We start from the raw sequence: 14,969 nt of genomic DNA, 5'->3' as shown, positions 1-14,969 counted from the left end.
CGATGTCACTAAGTCCCGCTATAAAAGCTGCTATGTCGGCAGAATCGAGAAGTCTCTTCGACGGTAAGCTGTCGCGTGACGCGGCGCAGGCGGCTTTTAAGGCAAACGGGGCTTTTTCGTCCGAGGCACCTCTCGATTTTAAAAGTGCGACCAACGCTGAAGGGGCTCTCACAGTTAAAAGTGCTTACCCTTCTGATTGCTCCTCCAAAGCTTCGGCCAATATGCATGCCGAGGAGAAGGCAAAAACTGAGGGCTATATTACAGCTGAAGGCTCTATAACAACTAAAGGCGCTGCAAAAGCTGAGCGTAATGGTACTGCTTCAACAATTAATGAGCAGGACGTGGCACATCGCTTTTCAAAAGCGGCTGTGCAGTACAACAGTATTGCGGGTGTTCAGCGCATTATTGCCAAGCAGGCATTAGCGAACTTACCGATAGACCTACAGGGTACGGCTCTTGATATCGGTAGTGGTACTGGCATTCATACCCAAACCCTTGCAAATAAAGGTGCAGCTGCAACTGGCGTAGACATTGCCGAGGGCATGTTGGCTCAGGCCAGCAAAATGTACTCTGACCCCATTTTCGTAGAAGGTAGTGCTGTTGATTTGCCTTTCTCTGATAGCCAATTTTCAACCGTATTTTCATCTATGGCGCTTCAGTGGGTTAGCGATACTGGGCTTGTTGCTAATGAGATAGCGCGAGTGCTTGAAAAGAGTGGTATTGCCGAGCTGGCGATTATGGTGGCGGGTTCATTTAATGAACTTAAAACGGCGCGCAAAGTAGCGCAGCTTCCACAGGCTGAAACCTATATGCCAACAACCGCACAATGGGTAAATGGCTTTAAGCAGTCGGGCCTTTCTTTGCAGCGGGTGATTACTAAAGATTATGTCGATACTCACTGCGATATTATGTCGCTATTGCGCTCTGTGAAAGGGGTGGGGGCAGGTGAGACCGGCCGAAAACAACCGCCGCTCACCCGTCGAGATATTAAAAAATTAGCCATGGCTTACAGAATTATGAGCGGTGTAGAAAGTAAGTTACCGCTTACCTACCGCGTGAGTCATTTTAGATTGGAAAAACGATGAAGCAGTATTTCATTACCGGTACCGACACCGAAGTAGGTAAAACCTATGTTACCTGCCAATTGCTAAAAGCCGCGCAAAAAGCCTCGTTAAGCGCCATCGGCTACAAGCCTATCGCAGCCGGATGCGAACAGATAAACGGCGAGTGGGTTAACGAAGATGCGCTAAATATTCAGAAAGCGTGCTCCAAAATACGCGCAGATAAAGCCATTAAAATTACAGATAATAACCAGCAAAAAAGCGCAAATGAAACAAGCGAAGAAAGTGGACAGACACTTCCTTTACATCAAATAGAAGAAAGTGGACAGACACTTCCTTTACATCAAATAAACCCAATTGCACTAAGAGCGGCTATAGCGCCACATATTGCTGCCCTCGAAGAAGGCGTGGCGTTAACGTTTGACGAAATTGCAAAAGGGCTTGATGAACTGAACGCCTATCAACCAGATCTTCTGTTAATGGAAGGTGCAGGTGGGTGGCGTTTACCGCTAACGGTAGGTGATGAGTATACGCCCACTTACTATCTTTCAGATGTCGTGAAAACACTCAAAATGGACGTGATTTTAGTTGTAGGCATGCGTTTGGGTTGCTTAAATCATGCGTTATTAACCGCAGAAGCAATTCGTGCCGATGGACTTACTATTAAAGGATGGGTTGCGAACGACATCACAGGTAACATGACGCGATACCAAGAAAATCTGCACTCTCTTAAAGCCATGTTACCCGAGCCGCTACTGGCAGAAATTCCCTACCAGGTAGCGCCTAACGATGAGGCGCTATTCGCCGCTATCAAGCAAATAAGTTAAATCATCACCTGAATGAATTGGCGTTTTTTCTTCACCTAGAAAGATAAAGCCGTCTTTTTCACCCACTAGGGTAAGTTGATTATTAGTAAGGCGCAGCGCTGTGCCTTCGCGAATAGCAACGACTGGCGTGGTTGGATTAAGCGTGGTGAACTCTGCCAAACGTTGGTCGCGGGTTTCGCCATTGTGGCCCGGCGGCTGATAATCGGTGTAATGCGGGTTTAACTGAAACGGCACGATATCTAGTGCATCAAAACTCGGCGGCTCGATAATGGGCATGTCGTTAGTGGTTCTAATTGATTGACCACAAATATTCGAACCTGCACTCCAGCCAATGTAAGGAGTGCAATCGGCGATGGCGTGCTTTATTGGCACAATAAGCGCGTTTGCATAAAGGGTAGAAAGCAGGTGAAAGGTGTTTCCACCGCCTACAACAATAGCTTGGCCGTTTTTCTTTGCGTTATTTACAGCGGCAACCGGATCTTCAACGGAATGTAGCCCAGTAACCTTGCACTCTGGCAGGGCGGTAGCAACGGCGTCTACATAGCTATCGTACGTTTGAGTGACGGCGGCATAAGGAACAAATAGAAGGTCGCGAATTTCGCCTAAGTGTGCAAAAATAAGCGCTCTAGCGTGCTCTAAGTAAGCCTCGTCGCCTTGGCGTGAGCTACTTAGCATAAGTACATGTGCGGTCATACTAACTCCACAATTTTTCTGACGGCGTATCATACGTGAAACTAGGCATAAAGTTTAGTCGCGCTCCGTCACTGCGTTGAAATAGGATTTTGAATGAAACAATCTACATCGGTGTTGTTCGTGTGTTTGGGTAATATTTGTCGTTCTCCAACCGCAGAAGCCGTGTTTAAACACAAGGCTGCACAAGCCGGATTAAATATTGAAATTGACTCAGCGGGAACCCACGGCTATCACATTGGTAACCCGCCCGATAAGCGTTCGCAAGCCGCGGGCGTAGAACGAGGCTACAGTTTCAAAGGACTAAAATGCCGACGTGTGGATGAAAGCGACTTTGAACGATTTGATTTCATTCTTGCCATGGATAACAGTAACCTTGCTAATTTGCACGGTATGTCGCCAAGCCAGTACCACGATAAAATTAAGCTGTTTCTTGATTTTGCAAACGCAGAAGATAAGGAAGTACCTGACCCATACTATGGCGGCAAGCGCGGCTTTGAGCTGGTGTTAGATCTTATCGAAGAAGCGTCGGACGGTTTGATTGCGCACATTAAGCAAACCCAACAACAATAAACGCACGTCATATTCACAAACCATCTCGAGAGCCCACGTTGAGAACCCATATTGACAATGACAGGAACTAAACGCACCGCCGTCACTTTGGTTGTAACAACAGTACTTTTGTCACTCGTCATAGGTGTGGTAGGTATTGTTGGCGTGACAGGGCTTTCCGATACGGCTGCTGAACTAAAACAGCATATTATTGTTCAGCTTCAAATTCCGCTTATTCTTACTGCGTGTTTAGTAGGGGCGGCACTGTCTACAAGTGGCGCTACCTTGCAAGTAGTGCTGCGAAATCCCTTGGCAGACCCGGGAATTATTGGCATTACGAGTGGCGCAAGCTTGGTTGCTGCGCTTTTGCTACTGCTAACCCCACAATGGGCTACAGCATATCTACACTATTTGTTGCCTTTGGGTTGTTTTATCGGTGCCTTGTTATCTACATTTATCATCTACCGCTTAGCAAGGAAACTGCTGGGCTCCTCTACAGCTGTTATTCTTGCAGGCATTGCCATATCTACTCTTAGCGGCGCTGTTATAGCGTGGCTTTACATGTTCAGCGACGCTAATGCCCTGCGCAATCTTACTTTCTGGTTAATGGGTAATTTGTACCAAACTAACTGGTTAATTTTGTCGGTGGGCGGCCCATTAATCGCTGTTGCTGTCGCATTACAGCTTTATTTTGCTGGCGATTTAAACAAGCTCTACGCTGGTGAACTCGCTGCAAAAAGTAGTGGTGTGGATGTGGAAAAACTCACTGAACGCGCACTCATCGTCTGCGCTATTGCTGTAGGTACTGCGGTGTCTATGGCGGGCTCTATCGCTTTCGTGGGCTTATTAGTACCGCATATCTTACGTTTGATCATTGGGCATAATAATCGCTATTTGTTGCCGTTAAGTGCGTTAAGTGGTGCAAGTCTGTTGATGCTGGTTGCGTTAAGCTCAGAAATGACCCGTGCTATTACGCTTCCGGTGTCTATGGTAACGGCTACGTTAGGCGGTCCATTATTAATTTGGGCATTAGCTAAAGGTCAAATAAAAGGGTAGTGGAGGGGAAATGAAATGACGACAAACAATAGTACTACCCACCAACGCCCGGTTTCGACTAGCGATGTAAAAATTAATGCAAGTGACCATGCCGCAATTGGTGTTAACCCAAAGCAAAACACCAGCAGCAAAAATGGTGTAGCAGAAAGCCTGAGCGCAGCTGATAGCCCAAGCGAAGCGGATAGCAATAGCCCAGCGAATAGCCATAACCTAGCAGATAGTCGTACCGTTTTAAGCTTACAGAATGTAAAAGTGTCATCGCGACTTTCGGTGGAAAGTTTACGTGCAAATAAAGGTGAGTGCGTTCACATTATAGGGCCAAATGGGGCAGGGAAATCAACGCTGTTGCTTACCCTTGCGGGCCTTGTTGAAGCTGATGAAGGCGCCGTCATGCTGCTAGGCAAACCAATGAACGATTGGTCGCTGGCAACCCTTGCGAGTGTGCGTACCTTGTTAGCGCAACAAAGCGAAAGTGGTTTTCACTTGTCGGTAAAAGAGTACCTAAGCTTTTATGCAACAGCACAGCAAGATGAACTAATTCCTCCGGTTTTAGAAAAAGCCCTTGAAGTGTCGGGGTTCTTAGACAAAATTGTTACTCAGCTTTCTGGCGGCGAGCGTCAGCGAGTTGAAATTTGTCGTTCGCTTTTGCAAATTTGGCCGCAGCTAGAGCGAGGAGAGGGCATAGCGCTTTTAGACGAGCCTCTACAAGGACTTGATATAAGGCATCAATATGCACTGGCTAGTTTGGTAAAATTCCTTTGCGATCAAAGGAATACCATACTTATGACGTCTCACGATATCGCGCTTAGTGCCAACTATTGCGATAGTTTATGGCTTATGCAAAAAGGTCGCATGGTGGCGTACGGCAAGCCACAAGAGGTGGCCACGCAAACAAACTTAGAAAGTGTGTTTGAATGCCATTTTGCTATAAGCAAGCACGATAACTTTCTAGAAATTCAAGTTTGCGCACCTATTTCCCTAGAATAAATGTGGTAAAGTGCTTTCAGCATTTTTTTAGATTCACATTTTCACATTAGACTGATTAGAAAAAAGCGCTACAGAAGCACTGTTAAGCGCGTTACAGTCTTTTTATTCGAAGTGTCTAGCTTCAATAAATATTTTCAGTAAAACGTTTGCCCTACGTTTTTTTATTCAGGAGAACACCGTTGAGTAATTGGCAAGTAGACAGTTGGAGAAATAAACCTATTCTTCAGCAACCAGAGTACGACGACAAAGTACGTTTAAAAGAAGTAGAGCAAACACTGAGTTCTTATCCACCGCTTGTATTTGCTGCTGAAGCCCGTGAGCTTAGACGCCAGCTAGGTGAAGTCAGCTTGGGTAAAGGCTTTCTATTACAAGGCGGTGACTGCGCGGAGTCGTTTGACGAATTTAATGCACCTAAAATTCGCGATACCTTTAAAGTTATTCTTCAAATGGCCATTGTGCTTACCTTTGCTGGTCGTTGCCCGGTAACCAAGGTTGCCCGTATGGCAGGCCAGTACGCTAAGCCGCGTTCATCAGATTTCGAAACCCGCGATGGCGTGACCTTGCCAAGCTATCGTGGTGATATCATCAACAACTTCGAATTTACCGAAGCGGCCCGTCGACCAGATCCTGACCGTTTGTTGGAAGCCTACCATCGCAGTGCGTCAACACTGAATTTACTTCGCGCGTTCGCACAAGGTGGGTTGGCCGACCTTCACGAGGTTAATCGCTGGAACATGGCGTTCGTTGAAAACAATCCGCTTAAAGAGCGTTATTCTGACATGGCCAACCGTATTCAAGACACCCTTGAGTTTATGGATGTTATTGGCATTAACGCGCAAACCAGCTCTACCCTGCATGAAACCTCGTTATTTACGTCGCACGAAGCATTGCTGTTGAACTATGAGCAGGCGCTAACACGTATCGATACCCTTACCGGTAAGCCTTACGATTGTTCGGCTCACATGGTATGGATTGGCGAGCGTACCCGTCAACTTGACCATGCGCACGTTGAGTTTTTCCGTGGCATTCACAACCCAATTGGTGTGAAAGTAGGGCCAAGTATGCAGGAAGACGAGCTTATTCGTTTAATTGATGCGCTCAACCCGCTAAACGATCCGGGTCGTTTAACGCTTATTACGCGTATGGGCGCCGATAACCTGGCAGATAACTTGCCACGCTTATTGCGTAAAGTTAAAGCTGAAGGCAGACATGTAGTGTGGAGCTCTGACCCGATGCATGGCAACACGTTCTCGGCATCTAGCGGTTATAAAACCCGTAATTTCGATGCAATTTTGAAAGAAATTAAGCAGTTCTTCCAAGCTCACGAAGCAGAAGGTACTCATGCTGGTGGTATTCACCTTGAAATGACAGGTCAGCACGTAACTGAATGTACGGGTGGTGCTTATAAGATTAGCGACGAAGATTTAGCTCAGGCGTACAAAACACAATGCGATCCGCGCTTAAATGCAGACCAAGTGCTTGAAATGGCATTCTTGGTGGCTGATCATTTGCGTAATGCGTAATGCGTAATGCGTAATGCGTAATGCGTAATGTGTAATGCTTAAAGTGACCAACATCGCATTGGCAAGTTGAAGAAACGGCATCATTGAGATGCCGTTTTTTTTTTTACCTAAATTTTACGCGTATATTTGAGGTTAGGTTGATATGCTCATTGTGTTGAAGTAAACACGATTGACCTATGACTCAATTTAAACACGGTTTCTATACGCTTTTTATTATGGCTGTGGCTATTTTAGGGTGTTTAGCACTTAGTAACTGGTTACTGCCGCTTGGCGGTATTCTGCTCATTCTACAGCTTGCGTGTGCCATTGTGGCGTTAACGACCTCAAGGTTTTACGGCTTGCTTGCAGGGGTAGCCGGAGCACTGAGCTTTAATTATTTTTTCACCGAGCCTTTGCACTCATTTCAAATTGCAAAAGTTGAAGACAGCATAAATTTTGTCGTTTTCATCATTGTAGCCATCCTCATTAGCGAGCTTGCTGTCTACGTCAATTCTCAACAACATGCACTACAGGTTGTTAAAACACAATCTAATGTCTTGCGATCTGTGTCACACGATTTGCGTACGCCGCTCTCTACCATTATCGGTTCTGTTGAAACCTATATGACATATCAAGACAAGCTTGATGACATTGAGAGACAGGCACTGTTAAAAGGGGTTCACGATGAAGGTAAACGCCTTTATGTTTACGTTGAGAACCTGCTTCAAGCCACACGAATTGAGCATAACGCGTTAGCGCTAAATTTAACCCATGTAAACCTGACTGCCTTTTTAGCTAACCTTGAAAGTCGTATTAACAGTGGTCGACTAAAAGTGATCAACAACAGTAACAGTCACGGTATAACTGTGTCTGAATCACTCTTTGAACAAGCTTTATTTAACGTAATTGATAATGCCCTTAAATTCAGCGATGACAGTGTATTGCTGATGGTTAGCCACTCTGATGGAGAGTTTGAGTTTGAGATAGCTGATAAAGGCGAAGGGATCAGTGATGAACAGCTACAAGCACCAATACAGCTTTTTCAAACCAGTCGTCGCAGCGATAGTGGAAAAGGCGGCATTGGCTTAGGGCTAAGCGTAGCAGCAGGCATAGTTCACGCCCATGGCGGTGCTATCAAGCTGTCGAATACCACACCAGGCCTTCTCGTCAGTATTACAATTCCAAAAAGGGATTAGCGCAATGAGCCACACCATTCTACTTGTTGAAGATGATGCGAATATTCGTCAGATGCTGAGCATTGCGCTAGGTGCAGAAGGCTACCTTTGTGTTGAAGCTGCTTCGGTTCGAGAAGCCTTGTCATTGTTTAATCAGCATCGTCCTGACCTCGTCATACTCGATTTAGGGTTACCTGATGGTGAGGGGAGTGAAGTACTTAAACGCATTAGAGAATCCAGTCGCCTGCCAGTGCTCGTGTTGTCTGCAAGAGATCAGGAGTTAGACAAAGTCGACCTGTTGTCCCGGGGGGCCAATGACTATGTTAGCAAGCCTTTTGGGATCAGAGAGCTTGTCACCCGGGTGAAAGTACTGCTTAGAGACTTCAATCCTGTGGTTGAGCCCACAACGCCCACACGACAGATTGGCAAGATAGCATTGGATATTACCGAGCGACGGCTGCTCGTTGAAGGCGAAGCTATCGCGCTCGCCCCAAAAGAAGTACAGCTTCTTGACGAGCTTACAAAACAGCCTGGGGCGTTTATTAGTCAGCAGGAATTGTTGAGAAGAATATGGGGTCTACATCACAGTGAAGACACCCACTACATCCGCGTTCTTGTAAGACAGCTAAGAAAGAAGATAGATCCGTTCGAGAAAGATTTAATAGAGACAATGCCTAAACAAGGCTACCGAATAGCGGTTGATAAACCGGAGGCTAATTAATGTCGCACTTTAGTGTAATTGGGCTTGGCAAGTTTGGCTTAACGGCCAGTTTAGAGTTAATTCATATGGGACACACGGTTACAGGAATTGACCAAAGTGAAAAGCTGGTTGAACAGTATGCAGGTGAGTTTACACAGTGCGTTGTGTGTGATGCCAGTGATGAGCGTGCGCTCAAGGAATTAAACTTGTGTCAGAGCGAATCCGTGCTTGTCGCTATTGGCGAGGATATGCAAGCTAGCTTACTGTGTACGTTAGCACTAAAAAACTTGGGCGTAGCCAATATTTGGGTGAAAGCTAATAGCTCTGCTCACCACGCTATTTTATCCAAGCTGGGTGTGTCGAAAATTATTCATCCTGAAGAAGAGATGGGAGCAAGGGTGGCGCAAGCGCTTAACTACCCAATGGTGAATGACTACTTGGGTATAGGGCACGGCGTTTATATCGTTGATGTCATTTTGTCTGATCACTTTTCTTCACAGCGCTTAAAAGACGTGCTGTCCGTCGGTAAGGGGCAAGTCTCTTGTTTGTTAGTTAAGCGAGGTCACCAGCTACATCATAATCCATCGTTAGACTTTGAAGTTACTTCGAAAGATACCGTTATTCTCTGCGGCCATAGAGAGAACCTTGTTAAAATAGCGCCTAGGCTAGCACAATGAACAGATGGGATCCTGGCTACAGACCGATAGAGCGCTCGCCTAAAGGTATCAACAAAATTCAGGTAGGGCCGCCCCTTATTCTCTCTCTAAGCTTTGTGGCGGTGATTTTCTTAGGCACCGTTATCCTAAAATTACCAATGATGACTCATGAGCCTATCTGTTGGCTCCAAAGCCTATTTACTTCCACATCGGCGGTGACAGTAACGGGTCTTGTGGTAGTCGATACCGGATCTGTTTTTACAACTGCTGGACAAGCGGTGATTGCGGTTTTAATTCAGCTGGGGGGCTTAGGGTTGATGACGTTTGCCATCGTCACGCTCATTGCCTTAGGAAGTAAAATAAGTTTCTTGCAGCAATCGGCAGTGAAGGAGGCGTTTAATCAAACAGATTTATCAACGCTTGTATCTACAGCAAAGTCGGTACTGATTTTTGCCTTCTTCGTTGAGTTTGTGGGTTTTTGTATTCTGTCGGCCTACTGGATGCAGGAAAAAGGAGTAAGTGAAGCGTTATTTCACGCGTTTTTTTACACCGTCTCTGCGTTCAACAACGCAGGGTTTGCACTAAGTGGGGATAGTCTTTCCGCCTATGTGGGAGACCCGGTTATCAACATCACTATTTCTGCATTATTTATTATTGGTGGTCTCGGGTTTTCCGTTTGGATAGAGCTTCATAAAAAGCGCAGATGGCAACGCATCTCTGTGTATGCCAAGACAATGATATTGGGTACGCTAATTGTCAATGTAACCGCCTTTTTGCTTATCTTTGTTATTGAAAGTGATAATCCTGCAACCTTGGCGAACCTCGATACTCAAAGCGCATTATGGGCATCATGGTTTCAAGCCGTTACTCCAAGAACAGCCGGCTTTAATACGCTGGATATAGCGTCGTTAGAAGATCCAACAACAGCACTAATGTTGTTGCTAATGTTTATCGGCGGGGGCTCAATGAGTACCGCAAGCGGTATAAAACTGATGACTTTCATCGTTTTGATCATTGCCGCATACAACTATATTCAGCGGGGAGCTGCGCCACGACTCTTTGGCAGAACAATTTCAAACGACACTATCAGCAAAGCGCTAGCGCTTACGATGATTTCCATAGGTATTACGTGGATAGCTATTTTTCTTTTATTAATGTCAGAAAAAGCTGACTTTTTGGATATCGTTTTCGAAGCGGTTTCTGCTCTTGGGACCGTGGGTCTTTCCAGAGGGTTAACTGGCGAGCTGTCAAACAGTGGTGAGTGGATCATTATCTTACTGATGTACGCGGGTAGATTAGGGCCTTTAACATTGGCTTATTTTATTGCCAGCCCTCGAATAAGCCGCATTAAATACCCAGAAGCTAAGCTAGCAATTGGTTAACCTGCAAAAATAGCGGCTCGTTCATCTTCACTTAAAATACCGACGAAGATGGTTTCTCTTCTTAAGTTGGCTGTGCGCTCGTCGTCAGCCAAAAGAAGCGCCTTAAATACGTCTGGTTGATGGCGAGCCTCAATTATTCCTTTCCAAAGGAGGTAGCTTCCATAGCGCATCATTTTGTTGTGATAACGGGTTTCTAATGTTTTTTCGACTTCTTCGAATAGTTCTGGTTGCAACATCAGTTTGTCGGCAATGGCATTATGTATTTTTTTGATACGTTCGTTTACGTCACTTCGACGTTGCTTTCTGGGTCTTGCTAACATAAATCATCGTGTGGTTAGAGTTTACTCATTTTGCCATTAGGGGACGCTGAGTCCCCGTGTGATTGCTAGTCGTCATTTAATAGCGGTTCTACAACAGACTCTAAGCCGTTTAGCTTAATTTCATACATTAAAGCGAGCTGTTCACCAAGCTTGTTTTCTGGAAAGCCTTGCTTGTGAAACCAAACCAAATAGGGCTCAGGTAAATGGAATAAGCGTCTTCCAGCGTATTTGCCAAAGGGCATCACTTGGTTAATAGCGGCTTTGATAAGCGTTGGGTCCATTTACTGACTACCTTTTGCTTTGGAATTTTCGTTGAGGTCTTCATTTTCACGCTGTTGTGCTTGCCATAGTGCTGCGTATTCACCACCTTGCTCAAGCAAGTGAGTGTGTGTCCCTTCCTCTACAATAGTACCGTTTTTAAGTACAAGGATCTTGTCGGCATCAACAATTGTGGACAGTCTATGGGCGATGACTAAACTGGTGTGTCCTTTGGCAGCGTCGCGAAGGGCCGCTAATATCGCACGTTCTGACGTGCTGTCTAACGAGCTAGTGGCTTCATCAAAAATCATGATTGGCGCGCCTTTAAGTAAGGCCCTTGCGATAGATACGCGCTGCTTTTCGCCACCAGAAAGTTTCAGGCCTCGCTCACCTACCGTTGTGTCTAGCTTTTCAGGCAAGCTTTCTACAAATGCTTCAAGATGCGCGAGTTTGATAACTTGTTTAATGTCTTCATCGCTGGCATCAGGGTTACCGTAGCGAATGTTCTCCAGCAAGGTAGTGTTAAACAGCACCGTATCCTGAGGGACAATGCCGATATGTGAACGCAGACTTTGTTGCGTAACCGATGCGATGTCTTTTCCATTTATCGTGATGTCGCCCTGTTGAGGCTCATAAAACCGAAAGAGTAGTTTCATCAGCGTTGATTTTCCTGCGCCGCTTTCACCTACCACCGCTACTTTTGAGCCTGGCGGTACATCAAAGCTTAAGCCGTTAAGTATTTGCCGATTTTCAGTGTATGCAAAATGAACATTGTTAAATTGCAGTGCGGGGTTCGCACAGGTTAATTCTGTAGCGTCGTGGGCATCTTTTATGGCCGGAGTTTGGGCGAGAAGGTCAAACAGCTTATCGATATTCGCGAGGCTCCCTCGAATTTCACGGTACACAAACCCCAAGAAATTTAAGGGCATAAAAATTTGCATGGTGAACGCGTTTATCAAAACAAAGTCACCTATGGTCATCTCGCCATTCATGACGCCAAAGGCGGCGTTTGCCATCATAGATGTCATGGCGATAGCGATAATGGCAGCTTGGCCGCCATTCAATGCAAATAGCGACAAGCGGTTTTTTCTTCGTGCCTTTTCCCATGCAGCTAAATCCGTGTCGTAGCGATTGGCTTCAAAGGATTCGTTGTTAAAGTATTTAACGGTTTCAAAATTTAGCAGGCTGTCTACCGCCCGGGAATTGGTGGTCGAGTCAGCTTCATTCATCTGAGTAACAAAGCGAGTGCGCCAATCCGTCGCTTTCATCGAAAAGCCAATGTAAGCCACCACGCTAACTACAATAATTAACGCGAAAGATACGCCAAACTGAAACAAGAGTAAGCCTACAACAAGAGTGATCTCTAATAGGGTAGGAACAATATTAAACACCATAAAACGCATGAGGAAACTAACGCCGTTGGTACCGCGCTCTATATCTCGTGACAATCCGCCTGTGCGTCGATTTAAATGAAAGCCCAAGTCTAAGTTGTGCAAATGTTTAAAGACTTTTAGTCCAAGGCGGCGCATGGCACGCTCTGTAACCCGCCCAAATAGCGTATCGCGTACTTCGCCGAGCAAAACATTCAGTAAACGCAGTGTTCCGTAGGCAACGATAAGGCTGATAGGTACCGCTAATGCAAGCGTGGTTAGGTCGCCATTTAAGCTATCGACAGTGTATTTCAATACATAGGGTAGGCCGATACTGGCAAGTTTTGCTGCTACTAGGCACAGTAGAGCAAGAAATACACGGTGCTTGAACTCTAGGAGATAAGGCCAAAGCTGCGAGAGGACGTGCCATTTAACAGGTTCGTCGACATTGGTAGGAAAACGGTTTTTTCTCATTTTATAGTGTGCTTTGTTGTTTGTTTTACTGTATTAAGAGCGCGAAGGTTCGGAAAGTAGTTTGATGGAAACCTCGTAATCGGAATTGAGTAAGCTTGCCCATTGGTGATTATTTTCGCCTTTTAAGATACGTTTTGAAATAGGCTAGAGATTAAAATGGTCTTATTTATAGCGATGAATGTGTTTAATTTTGGTTTCACCGCGCGTACACTAGAGGTAGTTTAATTTAGTTACCTTGTTATTTACTTAATGTTTGACTGGCTTTTGTTAGATTGAGAAAGCCGCGCATTGAATGACTAAGCAGCACAGAATTAAGGAGTTAGTTTGTTAGAAGATAGTTTCGGTAGACAGTTTCATTATTTACGTTTGTCAGTGACCGAAGCGTGCAACTTTCGTTGTCAGTACTGTTTGCCAGACGGATATGAAGGCCCGACGAGCGATCAGTTTATGACGCTAAACGAAATTGATACCTTGCTCAAAGCGTTCGCTAAGCTAGGTACGTCGAAAGTGCGCCTAACTGGCGGCGAACCAACGCTGCGAAGAGACTTTCTTGATATTTTACAACTAACAAGTATTACGCCTGGTATCGAACGTGTAGCGATGACAACACACGGAGCGCGAATGGAAAAGTTTGCGCATCAGTGGAAAGAAGCAGGGTTAGACCAAGTAAATGTAAGTATTGACAGTTTAGATCCCCGTCAGTTTGCCGCTATAACAGGACAAGACAAGCTTAAAGCTGTACTTCGAGGGTTAGACGCAGCGATTGATGCCGGCTTAGACGTGAAAGTGAACTCTGTCTTACTCAACGATTTTTCAGATAGCCGTCTTCATAGGTTTCTTGCTTGGCTAAAAGATATGCCAGTAACGCTCCGTTTTATAGAATTAATGGAAACAGGCGACTTAAACCAGTTTTTCAATAAGCAACATCAAAGTGGTACGCCGCTAAAAAGTACGTTGTTAGAAATGGGCTGGCAGCCTTTGTTGCGTAGAAAAGATGCGGGGCCAGCGCAAGAGTTTTACCACCCCGACTATGCCGGTAAAATTGGCTTAATCATGCCTTACAGCAAAGATTTTTGTAAAACCTGTAATCGACTACGTGTTTCTGCCCCAGGAAAGCTACACCTATGCTTGTTTAGCGAAAATGGGATAGACATGAGACATCTTCTTGCTACTGGAAATGTAGATGAAGTGGTCGCTTTTTTACAAGATGTGCTCGGTCAAAAACACGAAACACACTATTTGCATGAAGGTAAAACAGGGGCAACCAAGCACCTTGCCATGCTGGGAGGCTAGTTAATTGGCTCTACGTTTAAGGAAAATGTAGGGCAAAATAAATACATCGAATAAGTTTGGTTTGTTGTAAAAATGAGCTATATTCAGCGGTGTAAGTATATTAAAAATAATAACGATAAAGGAAGTATATGCATATCAAGGACAGTGCGCGTCTTTCCTACCACTATATCACCGAACGAGACGCCGACTTTTTGTGGGAGCTCGACCAAGACGAGCTTGTTATGAAGTTTATTAACGGTGGCAAGAAATCCTCAAAAGAAGATATTCGGGAAATCTTTGTTCCTCGTTTCCAAGCCTACTCTAACCCAGCTCTAGGGTGGGGGCTCTGGCGCGTAGAAACGTTAGCTGAAAAAGAAAGCATTGGTTGGATTTTAGTTCGTCCCTTTGGTTTTTTTACTCAACACCCCGAAAGTGACAATATGGAACTAGGGTGGCGTTTTAAGCGCCATACGTGGGGCCAAGGCTATGCAACAGAAGCCGCACAAGCCGTGAAAGAAGCTTTGTACGATATTGGTGTTGACAAGTTTTCTGCCATTGCGAATCCGCAAAATAGTGCGTCTATTAATATAATGAAAAAGCTGGGAATGACGTTTAGTCACGAGCTTGAGTATAAAGACAAACTCTATCACGAGACAGTGGTCGTCTATTCTAATTGAGTCAGAAGGT

16 protein-coding genes are annotated in these 14,969 nt (G+C 45.2%); 12 read left to right on the top strand and 4 right to left on the bottom strand.

Annotated elements, in window-relative coordinates:
- Window positions 1-2: 2 nt before the first annotated feature.
- Together AC27KT_RS00305 and bioD are read left to right on the top strand one after the other, a co-directional pair.
- A complete protein-coding gene (locus AC27KT_RS00305) occupies window positions 3-1,085 on the top strand; it encodes a methyltransferase domain-containing protein (RefSeq protein ID WP_487126427.1) in 1,083 nt (360 codons plus the stop codon).
- A complete protein-coding gene (gene bioD / locus AC27KT_RS00300; protein ID WP_487126425.1) occupies window positions 1,082-1,888 on the top strand; it encodes a dethiobiotin synthase in 807 nt (268 codons plus the stop codon). The genes AC27KT_RS00305 and bioD overlap by 4 nt, the downstream gene beginning before the upstream one ends.
- Here bioD and pepE read toward each other — a convergent pair.
- Window positions 1,859-2,581 carry a dipeptidase PepE gene (pepE, locus tag AC27KT_RS00295; RefSeq protein WP_487126423.1) on the bottom strand — a complete coding sequence of 241 codons (723 nt, stop codon included), beginning with the start codon at window positions 2,579-2,581 and terminating at the stop codon, window positions 1,859-1,861. The genes bioD and pepE overlap by 30 nt on opposite strands.
- Window positions 2,582-2,674: 93 nt before the next feature.
- On the opposite strand from pepE, the gene AC27KT_RS00290 reads away from it, so the two are divergent.
- From AC27KT_RS00290 to AC27KT_RS00255, 8 genes are all read left to right on the top strand, one after another.
- Window positions 2,675-3,151: a low molecular weight protein-tyrosine-phosphatase gene (locus tag AC27KT_RS00290; protein WP_014976064.1), complete on the top strand. Its 477-nt coding sequence runs from the start codon at window positions 2,675-2,677 to the stop codon at window positions 3,149-3,151.
- Between the two features lie 57 nt (window positions 3,152-3,208).
- Window positions 3,209-4,186, top strand: coding sequence for a FecCD family ABC transporter permease (locus AC27KT_RS00285; protein ID WP_487126421.1), 978 nt, complete (start codon window positions 3,209-3,211; stop codon window positions 4,184-4,186).
- A gap of 15 nt (window positions 4,187-4,201) precedes the next feature.
- Entirely contained in the window at window positions 4,202-5,173 is a 972-nt protein-coding gene (locus AC27KT_RS00280; RefSeq protein ID WP_487126419.1) for an ATP-binding cassette domain-containing protein, read from the top strand.
- Between the two features lie 179 nt (window positions 5,174-5,352).
- Window positions 5,353-6,696, top strand: coding sequence for a class II 3-deoxy-7-phosphoheptulonate synthase (locus tag AC27KT_RS00275; protein WP_105931942.1), 1,344 nt, complete (start codon window positions 5,353-5,355; stop codon window positions 6,694-6,696).
- A 176-nt stretch (window positions 6,697-6,872) separates the two neighbouring features.
- The gene (locus tag AC27KT_RS00270; protein ID WP_487126416.1) at window positions 6,873-7,871 is read left to right on the top strand and encodes a sensor histidine kinase; all 999 of its coding nucleotides are present in this window, start codon (window positions 6,873-6,875) and stop codon (window positions 7,869-7,871) included.
- 4 nt (window positions 7,872-7,875) lie between these two features.
- Window positions 7,876-8,571, top strand: coding sequence for a response regulator transcription factor (locus AC27KT_RS00265; RefSeq protein ID WP_487126414.1), 696 nt, complete (start codon window positions 7,876-7,878; stop codon window positions 8,569-8,571).
- A complete protein-coding gene (locus AC27KT_RS00260; RefSeq protein ID WP_487126412.1) occupies window positions 8,571-9,227 on the top strand; it encodes a potassium channel family protein in 657 nt (218 codons plus the stop codon). Before AC27KT_RS00265 ends, AC27KT_RS00260 begins: the two co-directional genes overlap by 1 nt.
- Window positions 9,224-10,588, top strand: coding sequence for a TrkH family potassium uptake protein (locus tag AC27KT_RS00255; RefSeq protein ID WP_487126410.1), 1,365 nt, complete (start codon window positions 9,224-9,226; stop codon window positions 10,586-10,588). Before AC27KT_RS00260 ends, AC27KT_RS00255 begins: the two co-directional genes overlap by 4 nt.
- Here the strand turns inward: AC27KT_RS00255 and AC27KT_RS00250 are convergent.
- The 3 genes from AC27KT_RS00250 to AC27KT_RS00240 all read right to left on the bottom strand — a co-directional run bounded on the left by AC27KT_RS00250 (window position 10,585) and on the right by AC27KT_RS00240 (window position 13,010).
- Entirely contained in the window at window positions 10,585-10,908 is a 324-nt protein-coding gene (locus AC27KT_RS00250) for a hypothetical protein (protein ID WP_061094648.1), read from the bottom strand. The two genes, AC27KT_RS00255 and AC27KT_RS00250, sit on opposite strands and share 4 nt — an antisense overlap.
- Before the next feature lie 65 nt (window positions 10,909-10,973).
- Window positions 10,974-11,189 carry a DUF3820 family protein gene (locus AC27KT_RS00245; protein WP_014948919.1) on the bottom strand — a complete coding sequence of 72 codons (216 nt, stop codon included), beginning with the start codon at window positions 11,187-11,189 and terminating at the stop codon, window positions 10,974-10,976.
- Window positions 11,190-13,010 carry an ABCB family ABC transporter ATP-binding protein/permease gene (locus AC27KT_RS00240; RefSeq protein ID WP_487126407.1) on the bottom strand — a complete coding sequence of 607 codons (1,821 nt, stop codon included), beginning with the start codon at window positions 13,008-13,010 and terminating at the stop codon, window positions 11,190-11,192.
- Window positions 13,011-13,334: 324 nt separating this feature from the next.
- On the opposite strand from AC27KT_RS00240, the gene moaA reads away from it, so the two are divergent.
- Together moaA and AC27KT_RS00230 are read left to right on the top strand one after the other, a co-directional pair.
- A complete protein-coding gene (gene moaA / locus AC27KT_RS00235) occupies window positions 13,335-14,303 on the top strand; it encodes a GTP 3',8-cyclase MoaA (protein ID WP_487126405.1) in 969 nt (322 codons plus the stop codon).
- 128 nt (window positions 14,304-14,431) lie between these two features.
- Complete coding sequence (locus AC27KT_RS00230; RefSeq protein WP_487126403.1) at window positions 14,432-14,959, top strand: GNAT family N-acetyltransferase; 528 nt, start codon at window positions 14,432-14,434, stop codon at window positions 14,957-14,959.
- The last annotated feature ends 10 nt before the right edge of the window (window positions 14,960-14,969 follow it).

This window comes from Alteromonas sp. 5NW40-0090 (assembly GCF_057552975.1).
Note: the sequence above shows the minus strand (reverse complement) of the source record. Positions and strands in the feature narration are given on the sequence as shown.